Origin of the sequence: Paraburkholderia sp. SEWSISQ10-3 4 (assembly GCF_030464785.1) — a bacterium.
GTDB lineage: Bacteria > Pseudomonadota > Gammaproteobacteria > Burkholderiales > Burkholderiaceae > Paraburkholderia > Paraburkholderia aspalathi.
Window position 1 is genome coordinate 1 of the sequence record NZ_JALPRI010000040.1, and the last position, 15173, is coordinate 15173.

At 63.0% G+C, this 15173-nt stretch carries 13 protein-coding genes; 8 read left to right on the top strand and 5 right to left on the bottom strand.

Annotated elements, in window-relative coordinates:
- Positions 1-251 precede the first annotated feature (251 nt).
- On the top strand, positions 252-1247 hold the full coding sequence (locus M0D68_RS36020) for an LLM class flavin-dependent oxidoreductase (protein ID WP_266226848.1): 996 nt from the start codon (positions 252-254) through the stop codon (positions 1245-1247).
- Between the two features lie 268 nt (positions 1248-1515).
- On the opposite strand, the gene M0D68_RS36025 is transcribed toward M0D68_RS36020, so the two are convergent.
- A complete protein-coding gene (locus tag M0D68_RS36025) occupies positions 1516-2670 on the bottom strand; it encodes an alpha/beta fold hydrolase (RefSeq protein ID WP_266226849.1) in 1155 nt (384 codons plus the stop codon).
- A 464-nt stretch (positions 2671-3134) separates the two neighbouring features.
- On the opposite strand from M0D68_RS36025, the gene glgC reads away from it, so the two are divergent.
- The 5 genes from glgC (at position 3135) to M0D68_RS36050 (ending at position 9236) form a co-directional block, all read left to right on the top strand.
- Positions 3135-4400, top strand: a complete 1266-nt coding sequence (glgC, locus tag M0D68_RS36030; RefSeq protein WP_200621793.1) for a glucose-1-phosphate adenylyltransferase — start codon at positions 3135-3137, stop codon at positions 4398-4400.
- Between the two features lie 118 nt (positions 4401-4518).
- Entirely contained in the window at positions 4519-5979 is a 1461-nt protein-coding gene (glgA, locus tag M0D68_RS36035; RefSeq protein WP_266226851.1) for a glycogen synthase GlgA, read from the top strand.
- A 216-nt stretch (positions 5980-6195) separates the two neighbouring features.
- On the top strand, positions 6196-7062 hold the full coding sequence (pdxY, locus tag M0D68_RS36040) for a pyridoxal kinase PdxY (protein ID WP_054040545.1): 867 nt from the start codon (positions 6196-6198) through the stop codon (positions 7060-7062).
- A 97-nt stretch (positions 7063-7159) separates the two neighbouring features.
- Entirely contained in the window at positions 7160-7621 is a 462-nt protein-coding gene (locus M0D68_RS36045) for a hypothetical protein (RefSeq protein ID WP_054040547.1), read from the top strand.
- A 463-nt stretch (positions 7622-8084) separates the two neighbouring features.
- Entirely contained in the window at positions 8085-9236 is a 1152-nt protein-coding gene (locus M0D68_RS36050) for a branched-chain amino acid ABC transporter substrate-binding protein (protein WP_200569999.1), read from the top strand.
- A gap of 105 nt (positions 9237-9341) precedes the next feature.
- Here M0D68_RS36050 and M0D68_RS36055 read toward each other — a convergent pair whose 3' ends face one another.
- Entirely contained in the window at positions 9342-11249 is a 1908-nt protein-coding gene (locus tag M0D68_RS36055; protein WP_266226853.1) for a DUF3857 and transglutaminase domain-containing protein, read from the bottom strand.
- Positions 11246-12145 (bottom strand): helix-turn-helix transcriptional regulator, encoded by a 900-nt coding sequence (locus M0D68_RS36060; RefSeq protein WP_266226855.1) that lies wholly within the window; start codon positions 12143-12145, stop codon positions 11246-11248. Before M0D68_RS36060 ends, M0D68_RS36055 begins: the two co-directional genes overlap by 4 nt.
- 109 nt (positions 12146-12254) lie before the next feature.
- Here M0D68_RS36060 and M0D68_RS36065 point away from each other — a divergent pair, with 109 nt between their 5' ends.
- Positions 12255-12800, top strand: coding sequence for a hypothetical protein (locus M0D68_RS36065; RefSeq protein WP_211704015.1), 546 nt, complete (start codon positions 12255-12257; stop codon positions 12798-12800).
- 74 nt (positions 12801-12874) lie between these two features.
- Here the strand turns inward: M0D68_RS36065 and M0D68_RS36070 are convergent, their stop codons facing one another.
- Positions 12875-13540 (bottom strand): hypothetical protein, encoded by a 666-nt coding sequence (locus M0D68_RS36070; protein ID WP_093646809.1) that lies wholly within the window; start codon positions 13538-13540, stop codon positions 12875-12877.
- A gap of 315 nt (positions 13541-13855) precedes the next feature.
- Here M0D68_RS36070 and M0D68_RS36075 point away from each other — a divergent pair, with 315 nt between their 5' ends.
- Complete coding sequence (locus tag M0D68_RS36075; protein ID WP_266212797.1) at positions 13856-13990, top strand: hypothetical protein; 135 nt, start codon at positions 13856-13858, stop codon at positions 13988-13990.
- Positions 13991-14275: 285 nt separating this feature from the next.
- Here the strand turns inward: M0D68_RS36075 and hutG are convergent, their stop codons facing one another.
- Positions 14276-15094 (bottom strand): N-formylglutamate deformylase, encoded by an 819-nt coding sequence (hutG, locus tag M0D68_RS36080; protein WP_266226857.1) that lies wholly within the window; start codon positions 15092-15094, stop codon positions 14276-14278.
- Between the last annotated feature and the right edge of the window lie 79 nt (positions 15095-15173).

Sequence of the window (15173 nt, forward strand, 5' to 3'; positions counted from 1 at the left end):
CAAAGAAAGTAAGTGCCGCCCCGCACAGGGGCAACGCTAATAAACCACTAACAATGCAAGGAAAGGCACCAAAGCCAGATCAAGGAAAGGCCAACGCCCCAAGAACACAGACAAAAACAAGGCAAGCCGCAGGCAAAACCATTAACCCCCTTCCACGAACGTGGACATCCCAGGACGATCAGCAGAAAACCAAAACCTTTGCCACAATGCCTCATCGCGCGAAAGCGCCCGAAACAGCAAATGAACAGAAAATGATCCCCTTCTCGGTCCTCGACCTATCGCCAGTCATCGCAGGTGCCACCCCCGCGGACGCGTTCAAAAACACATTGGACCTCGCCCAGCACGCGGAAAACTGGAACTACCACCGCTTCTGGCTCGCAGAACACCACAACATGACCGGCATCGCCAGCGCAGCCACCGCTGTCGTGATCGGCCACGTCGCCGGTGGGACGAAGAAAATCCGCGTCGGCTCCGGCGGCGTCATGCTGCCCAACCACGCACCGCTCGTCATCGCGGAACAGTTCGGTACTCTCGCCTCGCTCTATCCGGATCGCATCGACCTTGGCCTCGGCCGCGCACCCGGTACCGATCAAAGCACCGCCCGCGCGCTGCGCCGCGATCTGCAAAATAGCGCGGAGTCGTTCCCGGACGACGTCGTCGAGTTGCAACGCTATTTCGCCGATCCGGTGCCGGGTCAGCGTATTCGCGCTGTCCCCGGTGCAGGCCTTCATGTGCCGCTGTGGCTGCTCGGCTCATCGCTGTACAGTGCGCAACTGGCGGCCGCGCTCGGTCTGCCGTTCGCGTTTGCGTCGCACTTCGCGCCCGATCATATGTTCACCGCGCTAAAGGTCTATCGCGAGCAATTCCGTCCGTCGACAACGCTCGACAAGCCCTACGCCATGGTCGGCGTCAATCTGTTCGCCGCCGATAGCAACGAGGAAGCGCGACGTCTGTTCACCTCGCTGCAACAGCAGTTCGTCAACCTGCGGCGCGGCACGCCCGGTCAGTTGCAGCCGCCGGTCGAGCGCATCGAAGCCTCGGAGATGGAGTTGAACGGCGTCGCGCATTCGCTCGCTTGCTCCGTCATCGGCGATAACGATACGGTTCGCGAAGGACTGCGGTCGATCATCGATCAGACCGGTGCGGATGAATTGATGCTGACCGCGCAAATCTACGATCACAATGCACGGCTGCGTTCGTTCGAGATCGGCGCGCAAGTGCGTGACGAGTTGAGCGCCGGTAAGTAACCACGCCTGCAAGTAACAAAAAAGGGCAGCCTGTATCAGCACAGGCCGCCCTTCTTTTTTCGTCGATTGGCTGGTTGCCCTAAGTACTCGAGCATCAGGTTGCCCAGTCACAACGCTCACAGCGCCCAGTCAGCGCCGTGGAGTTTCGAACTCAGTTCCGTACTTCAAATCAAGCTCATACGTTGAGCTCTGGCCTCGGCTCAAGCGCCTTAACTCAATCTCACGCCGTAGCTTCGGATTAGGCCCAAGCTCATACACGCGCCAAAACTCACCGATTAGCCGGCACCGCCGCCAGGCCATCGAGCAGCGCCTTATGAAACGCCTGTGGGTCCTGCATCTGCGGCGCGTGCCCCAAGCCGGCGAATTCGACGAGCGTCGCGTGAGGAATCGCCTTCGCGGCGGCCTTGCCCAGTTCGGGGTAGTGGCCGATCTTTGCGCGCACGTCAGGCGGCGCCGCATCCTTGCCGATCGCGGTCGTGTCCTTCTGGCCGATCAGCAGCAGCGTCGGCATGCTCAGGTGGCTGAGCTCGTACACCACGGGCTGCGTGTAAATCATGTCGTACAGCAACGCAGAATTCCACGCCACGATCTGCTTGCCCGGGCCACGGTACATCCCCGCCAGCATCTGTACCCACGGCTCATAGTCGGCGCGCCACTGGCCCGCGTAATAGGTCGCCTGCTCGTAACGGCGAATGCTGTCCGCGGTCGTCTTCAGCTCGCGCTCGTACCATTGGTCGACAGATAGCGACGGCACACCCTTCGCCTTCCAGTCCTCGAGGCCGATCGGATTGACCAGCACCAGTTGCTGCGTTTCATGCGGATACATCAGCGCATAGCGGATCGCGAGCATGCCGCCGGTCGAATGGCCGATCACAGTCGCATCGGTCACGCCGAGCGATTCGAGCAACGCATGCGTATTGCGCGCCAGTTGTTGAAAGCTGTACTGATAGTGCTCAGGCTTGCTCGATTTACAAAAACCGATCTGATCCGGCGCGATCACCCGATAGCCGGCGTCGCTCAGGCGATGAATCGTCGCGTCCCACGTCGCCGCGCAAAAGTTCTTGCCGTGCAGCAATACGGCCGTGCGGCCGTTCGCATGCTCCGGCTTGATATCCATGTATGCCATGTGCAGCGCCACACCTTGCGAGGTGAAGTCGTATTGCTCGACCGGCGCCGGATAGTTGAAGCCCTGCAACTCGGGGCCGTACGCCGGACCGCTGTTGTCGACGGCCGCAGGCGGAGTGGCGCTGGTAGCCGCGGGACCTGGCTGGGTGGGAGAGCCACCTGAACCACCCGAATACCCCGAGCTGGCCGCACTACCCGCAACAGCCGTACTGGCCGGCGTGGCGGCGAAAGCACCAGGCGCAGCGGCTAGCACGCAGGCGCTCAAGATGGCGAACAAAGACTGGCGGCGAAAATTCATCGATCGTTTTCTTGCAAAGGGAAATCGGCGGGAAGCAGGCAGGCTCAGGGCGCTGGAAAGCAACGCCCACACCCCGTTCAAAGCGGACGATTCTACGACGCGCCGCCGGACTCTGCTGCCGCGCGGGCAGACTCATGGCGGAACCGGCCAGTGTGGCACGCATATTGCGACGCTTCGCCTTGCGCCCTATGTGTCGTGCCGCACGGATGCGTCCCGCGCAAGGGTTGATCGTTCGCAAGGCGGCCGCGCGAGTTGCATCCGCACAATTCAGACTATTCGCCGGCGGCAATTCGGTGCTAGAACTAGCAAACGGGCCTGCCAAGACGAAAGCCGCCTGGCAGCACGAATCAATAACGCAGAGCGAGATAACAAGACCACCCGGGGCATACCAATCAGCAACTATCTTGCAAGGGACCGGAGTAAGTGCTTGGTAGCGCCAACTCCGGTCGACAAAGGAGACAGACATGGAAACTCCGGCACGGCTGAACGATCTGCAACGCACCACCCTCGCTATCGTCCTCGCGGGCGGACGGGGCACGCGGCTCGGGCCGCTCACGAACAAGCGCGTCAAACCAGCGGTGCACTTCGGCGGCAAGTACCGGATCATCGACTTCGCGCTCTCCAACTGTCTGAACTCCGGCATCCGCCGCATCGCGGTGGTCACGCAATACAAGGCGCACTCGCTATTGCGCCACCTGCAGCGCGGCTGGGGCTTCCTGCGCGGCGAATTCGGCGAATTCATCGACCTCTGGCCGGCGCAGCAGCGGGTGGAAGGCGCCCACTGGTACCGCGGCACCGCGGACGCCGTATTCCAGAATCTCGACATCATCCGCTCGATCCGGCCGAAATACGTGGTGGTGCTGGCGGGCGACCACATCTACAAGATGGATTACACGCGCATGATCGCGGATCACGCGGAAAGCGGCGCGGATTGCACGGTCGGCTGTATCGAGGTGCCGCGCATGGAAGCGGTGGCCTTCGGCGTGATGCATGTGGATGAAAACCGCCGCGTGACCGGCTTCGTCGAAAAACCAGCCGATCCGCCCGCCATGCCGGGGCGCCCGGATTCGGCGCTCGCCAGCATGGGCATCTACGTGTTCAGCGCCGATTACCTGTATTCGCTGCTCGAAGAGAACATCTCGAGCGTCGATACCGATCACGACTTCGGCAAGGACATCCTGCCGCGCGTCGTCACGCAAGGCACGGCGATCGCGCATCCGTTCAGCATGTCGTGTGTATCGTCGGACCCGAGCGTGGAGCCGTACTGGCGCGACGTCGGTACGATCGACGCCTACTGGGCAGCAAACCTCGATCTCGCCTCCACCATCCCGACGCTCGACCTGTACGACCGCAACTGGCCGATCTGGACGTATCAGGAACAGTTGCCACCCGCCAAGTTCGTACGCGATCTGAAAGGTCTGCAAGGCACCGGCAACAACCTGATCGTGTGCGGCGGCTGTGTGATTTCCGGCTCGCAGATTTCGCGCTCGGTGTTGTCGTCGAACGTCAAAGTGAGTTCGTTCTGTAACATCAATGAGGCAGTCTTGTTGCCGCAGGTCACCGTCGGCGCGAGCTGCCGGCTGCAGAAAGTCGTGATTGACCGCGGCTGCACCATTCCGGACGGCACGGTGATCGGTGAAGATCCGGCGGCGGACGCCGAACGCTTCTATCGCACCGACGACGGCGTCGTGCTGGTCACGCCCGACGCACTGCGGCAGAAGGGGACGTAATCGTCGCCGGGGCGGCAAAACGAACGGGCTGGCGAGGAGCCGGCCGCCCGTCTTGCCGCCCGCGCAAACTGCCGCAGACCTGCCGCAAACCCGCACTAACAGGAACGAGACCGAGCCTATGACGATTCGCGCCCTGCACGTCGCAAGCGAGCTGTATCCCCTCCTCAAAACGGGCGGTCTCGCCGACGTCGCAGGCGCGTTGCCGCCCGCGCTGATCGAGCGCGGCGCCGACGTGCGGGTGCTGCTGCCCGGCTTTCCGGCAGTGGTCGCCGGCTTGACGGACTTGCGGCCGGTGGCGCAGTTGGGCCGCCGCTTCGACTCGCCGGGCGTCACGCTCGAACAGGGCACGCTGCCGTCGAACGGCCTGATCGTCTATGTGATCCGCGCCGGCTCGCTGTACGACCGGCCCGGCAACCCCTATCTGAACGACGAACACGTACCGTACGGCGACAATGCGCAACGCTTCGCCCTGCTCGGCTGGGTCGCGGCACAACTGGCGCAGCACCTCGATCCGGCGTGGGCGCCGCAGATCGTCCACGCGCACGACTGGCACGCCGGACTCGCGCCCGCCTATCTGAAGGCGGCTGAACGACAGCACGGCCGCTCGTTCGCGCGCAGCGTCTTTACGGTGCACAACCTCGCGTATCAGGGCGTTTTTCCGGCGCATCAGTTTGGCCAGCTCGCGCTGCCTGACGACTTCTTCAACATGCGCGGCATCGAATTCTATGGGCAGTTGTCGTTTCTCAAGGCAGGCCTTTACTACAGCGACCGCATCACCACCGTCAGCCCGACTTACGCCCGCGAAATCCAGACTCTGGCCCAAGGTGGCGGGCTCGACGGCTTGCTGCGCCATCGCTCGCACGATCTGAGCGGCATCCTGAACGGCGTCGACTACTCGGTGTGGAATCCCGCCACCGACGCGCTGCTCGAAGATCACTACACGGACACCCGTCTGGCCGGCAAACTGGCCTGCAAGGAGGCGCTGCAAAAGCGCTTCGGCCTCGCGCAGAAAAGCGATGCGCTGCTATTCGGCGTGGTGAGCCGGCTGACCGAGCAGAAAGGCCTTGACCTGCTGCTCGAGGCGGTGCCGGAAATTGTCAAACGTGGCGGGCAGCTGGTGGTGTTCGGCACCGGCGACCCGGCGCTCGAAAACGGTTTGAAACACGCCGCGCATGCGCATCCGGAATCGGTGGCGGTCGAACTGGGTTTCGACGAAACGCTCGCGCATACGATCGTCGCCGGCAGCGACGTGATCGCGGTGCCGTCGCGCTTCGAGCCCTGTGGGCTCACGCAACTGTATGCACTGGCTTATGGGTCGCTGCCGCTCGTGCATTGCGTCGGCGGCCTCGCGGACACTGTTGTGGACGCGTCGCTCGAAAATCTCGCCGAGGACCTCGCTACAGGCTTCGTATTCGAACGATTCGAGCCGAAAGGCATTGCGGCGGCGATCCGCCGCGCGTTTGCGCTCTATGACCGGCGCACCGAGTGGAAAGCCACGCAACGCCGCGCGATGCACCAGGATTTCGGCTGGGGCGCCTCGGCCGAGCGCTATCTGGCCTTGTATCGGGAACTATCCTGATGGTTCGACGCAACAACACGGGGACGGATCGACTCGCGCGTGACAAACTCATGTATTGTTTCCTGACTATGCAGATCGCGCATTTTTCTTGCACCATCTGAAATACAGTCACGAAATACAGTCACGCCGCTTCAGGCGCCCGGCCAAAGCCGGTTCGTTACCGCGGCCATCCTTCCGTTCTCATTGATCGCGCACCACGCTTGCGCGGGCCACACCATGACGAAAAACGTTCTGAGCATCCAGTCACATGTCGTCTTCGGGCACGCCGGCAATAGCGCGGCCGAATTCCCGATGCGGCGGCTCGGCGTCAATGTCTGGCCGCTCAATACCGTGCAGTTCTCGAACCACACGCAATACGGTCATTGGACCGGCGGCGCGATCGAGGCCTCGCAGATGGAAGAGCTCGTCGAAGGGATCGGCGCGATCGGCATGCTGCCGCGCTGCGACGCCGTGCTGTCCGGCTACCTGGGCACGCCCGAGCAGGCGCAAGCGGTGCTGGAGATCGTCAAGGCCGTGAAGGCCGCCAATCCGCGCGCGTGGTACTTCTGCGACCCGGTGATGGGCGCCGCGAGCGGCTGCAAGGTCGAACCGGGCATCCAGGAATTTCTCGTGCGCACCATGCCGGAAGTGGCCGACGCGATGGCGCCGAACCATACCGAGTTGCAGCGCCTCGTGGGCCGCGAGATCGAGACGCTCGAAGAAGCCGTGACCGCGTGCCGCGAGGTTATCGCCCGCGGGCCAAAGCTCATGCTGGTCAAACACCTGCTCGATCGCAACAGTCCCGCCGACCGTTTCAACATGCTGGTCGTCACCGAGCGCGAGGCCTGGATGGGCCAGCGTCCGCTCTACCCGTTCGCGCGGCAGCCGGTGGGCGTCGGCGATCTGACGAGCGCGGTGTTCGTCGCGCGCACGCTGCTGGGCGATTCGATCCGCTCGGCCTTCGAGCACACGCTGGCCGCCGTGAACGGCGTCGTGAAAACGACATGGCAGGCCGGGCGCTACGAGCTGGAACTGGTGGCGGCGCAAAACGAAATCGCGCAACCGCGTGAATGGTTCGACGCGTGGGTGGCGGAAACGGCTTAGGTCCTATAATGCGTGCCGAGCAGGCGTGGGCCGCCACCCGCCCGCGCCGCATTTTCTTAAGGCATCCGGCATTTCGCATTTAGCAGACGAGGCATCGATGGACGGTTATATCCGCAGCGAGCGGGAAGAATTTTTTGAGCAGTTGTGCATCAGTGTCGACGCGGACGAAGCGCACGAGCAGGAAGCAATCGAGTACTTCGAGAACCAGTTCGACCAGGCCGACTTCGATCCCGCACAGTGGCTCGACATCGCGCTGTTCTATTCGCCGGCGGTAGCGCGCGGCATCGTCGAAATGGTGACGGCCGACGACAAGGCGCGCAGCAACATCGCCGAAATCATCGCCGACAACCTCGACATCTCGTACGGCGAGGACGAGTGCCAGCAGTTCGCCGAGACCATCGAATTCGCGCTGAACAACGGCGTGCCGGTGGACATCGACCTGGTGCTCGACGGTTGCCAGCGCGCAATCGACGATCTCGACACCTGGGCCGACGACGAAACCAAGGCGCCCCTCCTGCGTCTGCGTGAAGAGCTGCTGCGCCAGCAAGGCGAGCAGTGAGCATGTAGTTTCAGGCCGGCGCGCTCGCGCCGGTTTCTCGAGCATCATCCGCAAGCCACAACCAGGCCTTAACAAGCAGGCCGTATCCCCGTTTACCCGCCCGCCCAGCGGCTCCATGCTTCTTAAGCATATGCCGCAATCCGCACCCGCACGCTGCCGCTGACAGGCCTCCAGCCCAAGCGCTGTGCGGCCTATGCCGAAATGCTCATTCAAAGCGCCGCGAACTGCCAAGACGGTCGCAAATTGGCTTTCTATATTCGCGCCAGATTGACCGGCATGTGAACGCCATTGCGCACGCCCCAAGGGTTCTTCCTACCGGCGTATTCCAGCATTGTTGATGGTGACCGATCGTCCGTACTCTTGATGACGCGCGCCATGCGAGGTCGAACCCATGCTTGCGCGTCGATCCAGCGTTACCGCCTTACCGCTTTCACACCTGAAACTGTCGATGGAGAGAAAGACCATGAGTCTTCGCAACACGCTGAAACCGCTTGCACTGTTCGTTGGCGCTGCCTTCGCGATCGCGCCGCTGGCCAGTTTCGCCGACGACCTGCCGGTGAAGATCGGCTTCGCCGCGCCGCTGACAGGCGCCAACGCGGGCTACGGGAAGGATCTGGAGAACGGTGTCCGGCTTGCCATCGAGGAAGCCAACGCCCAGAAGATCAAGATCGGCGACAAGGTCGCACAATTCCAGCTCGTCTCCGAAGATGACCAGGCCGATCCGCGCATCGGCGTGCAGGCCGCGCAGAAGCTGGTCGACGCGGGGGTCTCGGTAGTCGTGGGCCACTTCAATTCGGGCACGACGATTCCTGCCTCCCAGGTGTACGAACAGGCCGGCATTCCGGTGATCGACCCGGCCGCCACCAACCCGATCATTACCGGCCGTGGCTTCGCGAACACCTTCATGGTGATTTCCACCGATGCGCAGAACGCCGGCAACGCGGGCGTCTACGCCGTCGAGGTAACGAAGGCCAAGCGCATCGCGATCATCGACGACCGCACCGCGTTCGGCCAGGGCGAGGCCGACGAGTTCGAGAAGGCGGTGAAGGCGCATGGCGGCACCATCGTGACGCGCGAATACACCGACAATCACGCGGTGGACTTCAGCACGCAGATCACCAAGATCAAGGCGACCAATGCCGATCTGATTTTCTTCGGCGGCCTCGATACGCAGGCGGCGGGCTTCGCGAAGCGGATGAAGCAACTGGGGATGAACGCGCAACTGGTGGGCGGTGGTGGCGTGATGGATCAGGACTTCATCAAGCTCGCCGGCGACTCGTCCGAAGGTGCGATGGCCTGGGAATACGGCCGACCGTTGGCCCAGTTGCCGGGCGGCAAAGACTTCTCCGCGAAGTTCAAGAAGCGCTTTGGGGTGGACATCCTGTCGTACGCACCGTTTGGGTATGACGGGGCATGGGCCGCGATCAAGGCGATGCAGCAGGCAAAATCCAGTTCGCCGGCGGTCTACCGGCCGGTGCTCAAGGCACTCGATTACGACGGCGTGACCGGGAAGATTTCGTTCGATAGCACCGGGGCGTTGAAAAGCGGCGCTTCCACGCTGTATCAGGTCAAGAACGGGGCATGGGTGCCTATCGTGACCAAGAGCGGAAGTTAAGCCAAGCGTCTCTTTTTGCCCATGACGGCATTGCTGTTCATGCGGCAGTGGCGGTACTTCTTTACCGCCGCTGCCGTGGGCACGGTCGATGCCGTACCTGCCTGCCTACCTGCCAGCCTTCAACACCACCTCGGCGTCGAGATCCCGCTCGATCCGGATCAGATCATCCTTCATGCCGGCAAAGTCATCGGCAGAGCACATCTGATGGCCGAACGCGGCGCGCAGGTGTCGCCTGACCTGCAAGACCCGCGTGGCAGGATCGAACACATAGCGGGAAGAAAACTCGAGGAAACGATCCTTCACCGTGGCGTCCGGCGGCACATCCGTCACGCGAGCGAACCCCGGCAACGTCATTGCCAGCGTTTCATCGAATTCCCCGCCGATGCACGCCCAGGGCTGCGTCCTCGAAGGCTCTGCCAGCCACGCCTGGACCTGCCCGGCCATTCCACCGGATAAGCTCGTCAGGGCCGGCACTGCGGTCGTCCCATCGGTCCAGACAAAATGGGGCACCCGTCCCTGCATCGAGGTGGAAAAAGGTCCATTGGTCGAGGTCAGATCGCCCGTGTGCAACTGCGCTGTGCCATGCAAACCCGTCAGCAATAGACGGTTCGCCGCAATCTGTTGCGTGCGCTGCCGCGTTGCCCGTCGAAACATATTGCGTTCGAGCTCGGCGGTATAGCCGGCATCTTCCACGCGATAGGCGTAGTTCGCCGCCCCGCTCTCATCGACGTCGATCTGCAGACGCGCCGTGCGCTCGCGCAACTGGGTGGCCGGCGTGCGCGCCAACACGCCCTCGTCGACCAGCAACACGGGCCGGTCCATCACGCTCGGCGGCAAATAGCCAAAACTCATGCCGCCTGCCGTGGTATCGGCAAACAGCGATAGATCAGGAATCCAGACAATTGCATGATTGATTGCGCTCTCACCGTAGCCTGGCACCGCCGGCAAACTGTAGTACGGCCCGAGATTGAGCAGCACGGCCTCGCTGCGGATGCCGACCGCGGCGAGAAGCGCACTGTACAACGCGACGTGGTCCTTGCAGTCGCCATAGCGGTTGTGCAGGATGTCGATCGCCTTATGCGGGATCGCCGCCGTCTCGCCGAGAAATAGCGCCACGTAGCGAATATTCAGGCGCATCCAGTCGTACAGGATCTGCGCTTTCGCACGCGGGTCGCTCGCTTCCGCAGTCAGGCTCCGCGCGAGTTGAACGATGGCCGGGTCGCTCATCGTCGCGTCGGCAGCAGGGCCGCGATAACGGGCGGCGAAATTCGCGAAGTCCGGCACGGTCGACACCATCAGCCGGTCGCCCCAGTTCGCATAGCCCACCGCGCCCGCTTCGAGCGGCGCATACGAGCCGTGCTGGTAATCGAACTCGTAGCGGGTGCGGCCGTTTGCGGTGACCGGTAGCAACGCGACGTAGCCGCGCGCATCGGCATAAAGCGGCACGTCGGCGGGCAGGTCGAAGATCAGGCGCTGCATCTCGACAGGCTCGCGCGTTGGTTCGACCAGGTATGCGAACGTGCCGGCCTGCAGGGGCTTCGTGCGCGTCTTGCGGAAGGCCAGATGCACGCGCGAGCCGGGCTCGACGCCCGGAAAGATCACGGTGCGCAACACGCCGTCTTCGAAACTCGGTGCGCCCGCTGAGCGCGGTTCCTGCACGTCACGGATCGCCTCAGGGCCGACCGGATGCGCGACGCCGTTCAGGTCGATCGTTTCCGTGGTCAACAGTTGCACCCGCTCGATGTCCTTGTTGAACCACACATAGCGTTGCGCGATATCGTCGACGCCGCTCGTCGTGTTGGCCCGCAGGACCGTGTCGTCATGTTCTTCGACGGAGCCGTCTTTCTGGATTACGAAGAGGTGGACGTCGCGCTCCGTCGTCGAGGGGGAGAGGTCATCGTTTGGGGTGCTGGAGGTGATCGAAGAAACACTCACCTCAGCCTGCGCGACGGTTGCACACGCAACCAGCGCCAACGCTGCGGTCAGCTTCACGAACGCCAACCACCGCGTCATGCGCGACGCGCCCTGCCTCGCGCGCGCCACGCACGCGGACTCGACGCAAACTCCGCGCGAAACGCGTGATTGAAATTCGACAGATCGTTGAACCCGCAATCGAGCGCGATATCGACGACCTTCGCGCTGTCGTCGTGAAGGCGCAGCGCCGCCGCTCGCAAGCGCGCGCGCAGCACATATTGATGCGGCGTTACGCCGGTCACACGCTGGAACGTGCGCAGGAAGTAGAACTCGCTCAGACCCGCCGCGGTAGCGAGGCTCGTCAGCGTATGCGCGGCACCTGGCGTGTCGTCGATCAGCCGCACCGTCTGCGCCACGCGCGACCAGGCTGCGGCGCTTGCGGGCGCTTCCGCACGCTTCAATGCACCCGCCGCCTTGAGCGTCGAGACGGCCACTTCGACTGCCAGTTCATCCCACACTGCGCCGCCCGTATCCAGCGCGCCGGCACAGGCGCGCGCGATCAGCGGCGACAACGCGGGCAGCGACGGAATACGCGCGCGCCTGAAGTTGAGATCACCGCTCGCGATGCCCGCGTCCGCGGCAAGCCGTTCGAAGTACGCCGGCGCATAGCGGAAGGCAATGCAGCGATCGCCGGGCGCATGCCGATGGCCGCATTCAAAGCAGTCACCCGTATTGCCGAGCAACAGCGCGCCGGGGGTCAGCAACGCGCGCCCGGTCGCGGTCCGGTAGCCGAACGAACCGGCCACCACCATCGCGATGCACACGCCTGCATGCCGTTCCTCGAACGGCTGATCGCGTGGACCGAAGGTGCAGAGAATGTCCGCGACATCCCAGCTCGCGCCTTGGGCCAGCGGACGCGCGTTCGTGCTGCCGCGCGTGCCTTCCCGCGCGCGCTCTTCGAGCGCCTGCTGCAAAGTGACGGCAATTTTCCCCAAGATGCACCTCGGCTGAGTCCGTATCGTCGTTTTAGCACATCGGCGGCCGGCGCGGTTCTGCCTGTTACGGCGATGGCGCTTTCACTGAACGCCCGAAGGAGCACATACGATGAACATGCTGAACGAGACCATCGATTGCGGCTTTCACGCCGCCTTGAGCGCCCCGGCGCGGGCCGCCGACATCGATGCCGCCGACGACCTCTACGGCTGGCTGATCGGCAGTTGGGACATGGACGTGCTGCACTACCGCGTCGACCTCGGCAACGCGCGCCGCCGCGGTGAGATTCATTTCGGCTGGGTGCTGGAGGGCCGCGCCGTGCAGGACGTTTGGATCATGCCACCGCCCCGCGAACCTCACGCGGGACTCACGTCCGCCGACACGATGTACGGCACCACGCTGAGAGTGTGGGACCCGGCGCTGCGTGCGTGGCGCGTGACTTATATAAATCCGCTGACCGGTCAGCGCGATGAGCTGGTCGGCCGGCGCGTCGGCGATGATCTCGTGCAGATTGGCACTCATGCCGACGGCACGCCGATCCGCTGGAATTTCACCGACATCACGAGAGATTCGTTCCGCTGGACCGGCGTCGCGCTGGCGCAGGATGGCGTGACATGGACACTCGAGGCGGAATTTCACGCGCGACGCAGGCGTTAGGCTGCGGCCGGACGATCAGGCGGTCCAACAAGCCTGCATGCAACAAAGACGCCCAGCTGCACAAGCTGCAAGCTTCAATCCCCTCCCCCAATCTGCGCAAGCAAAGCCTGCAAGCGCTCCACATGCCTGAGCAGCAAATGCCGATGCTTTTCGATCTGCTCGAGCCGGCCAGCCAGGTCGGCCTGAATCGGGTCGTCGAGATCGGCGGCGGCGATCACGTCCTCCACTTTCGATCGCATCGACGCAAGCTCCACCGGCGCATGACTCAAATGCCGTTCGAAACGCCGCACGTCCTGTATCGCCAGATCGCGAACCTTGCGGAAGTGGGCCTGACGCCGATGCGCTTCGGCGTCGAGCGTCTCTTCTTCCACACGTTTGGCCGGCGCCGTCTGGCCGAAAATCGGCTCGGGTGGCCGCAGCACCGTCTTCTTGCGCACCGGATGCGCCGTGCCGCGAAAACGCGCCAGCGGCTGTTCGTTGTCGATCGCTTCGCGCGCGTTGGCCGGTATGTCCTGCTCGGTATGCGACACGTTCATCCAGCCAGCCGGCAAGCCGGTAACCGCTTCGATCCCGCGCACGAACTCCTCGCTGAATTCGCGCTGACCGGACAGCATCAATTTGAGGTAGCTGGCGGAAAAGGTCATCATGCGCGCGAGACGCGTCGCGGCGCCGACCTCGCGGGTCAGCAGCACCAGATTTGCTCGCCAGACCGGGAGTAGCAATTCGTCGGAATCTTCCATTGCTGGGTCTTCCATCTTTTTGCCCGATGTACGGATGACACGCTTGCACACGTCATCGTTTTGAAAGGGTAGCCGCTTCTGCGCATGGGGCGCAATGCCCGCGTGCATCCCGCGACTGTCGAGGTATCGAAATGACGCGCTACGGCACGCCGCTGCCCGGGGATAAAACGCCACGAAGGCCGGCGTTTTGAGTTGACCCGTGCATTCGGTCAGCGTTCCTTCGCTGCGCGCGTGATGTGTGGCATCCTTTCGAACCGTTGTGGCACGCCACGTGCTGCAGCGTTAGCACCACCACCATGATTTAAGGATTCTGTAATGAAGAAAATTGTCCTCGCCATCGCAGCAACGATCGTCGCCCTGAGCGCCGTCGCTCCCGCTCAAGCTTACGAGCACCACCGCGAATGCCACAAGGTGCGCGTCCACCATCACTGGGAACGTCGCTGCCATTGAGCGTTACGCAGCGCCCCATAGCGCGCGCATCGAAAAGCCTCGCCACAAGCGGGGCTTTTTTGTAGCCGCTCCGCTTCGACGAGGCTCCGGTCAGATCTTCAGCGAAACCTGCAACGCTCTATACGTTCGGCGCGAACGCCGCAGCATGCAATCACGGACACATGCTGTTACACCTTTGCGGTGTGAGCCGACGCGGTCGCGGCCTCGCGGAATGCGAAGCACGGCGAACCGCGTGGAAAAGATGAAATGGATACCGCAGACAGCGGCGACGTCGGGCTTCCGCCGTTAAGCCGCTTTAACGCGCTCCAACGCCGTCATCACAAGCTCTTCCAGCAAAGGCTCGATCTTCGCAGCCAGCGCTTCGTCATACGCATACGGCATCTGCTCTTCCATATACGTAATCTGCGACAACTCGAGCTGGACCGCGTGCACACCCTGCGGCGGCTGCCCGTACTGCCGCGTGATATACCCGCCCTTGAAGCGCCCGTTGGCGACAGCGGAATATCCGCCATGCCGTCCGACCACAGCGGCCAATTCCTCGCCCAATCCGGCCACCGCGCTGGCGCCGTTCGACGTGCCGAAGTTGAAATCCGGCAGACGTCCTTCGAAAAAACGCGGCACGTGCGAGCGAATCGAATGTGCTTCCCACAGCAGCACCTTGCCGTGCTTCGCCTTCAGCGCGGCCAGTTCGCCCGTCAGCGCCTCGTGATACGGCTTCCAGTAAGCATCGCGACGACGCGCGACTTCGGCGTCGTCCGGCAGATGGCCGTCGAGGTACAAGGGTTCCTTGTCGAAAGTATCGACCGGCAGCAAGCCAGTGGTGTCCTGCCCCGGATACAGATTCGCGCCGTCGGGCGGACGGTTCAGGTCGATCACATAACGCGCGTAGGTCGGCGCCAGGATCGACGCGCCCATGCGTTTCGCAAACGCGTAGAGACGGTCGAGATGCCAGTCGCAGTCGTCGGTGCGCTGCGCGACCGGCGTCATCGTTGCGGCGATATCGGCGGGGATTTGCGTGCCCAGATGCGGGATCGAAATCAGCAAGGGCAAGCTTCCCTGATGCAGCGATAGAACCGGCGGAGTAGTAGTAGACGAAGCAGTCATGTCAGTCCGGAATCGATGGGATCGATAAAAATCGAAGGCTCAGCGTGTTCAGCCATTCATGCGAGCCTTGCGCTTCAGG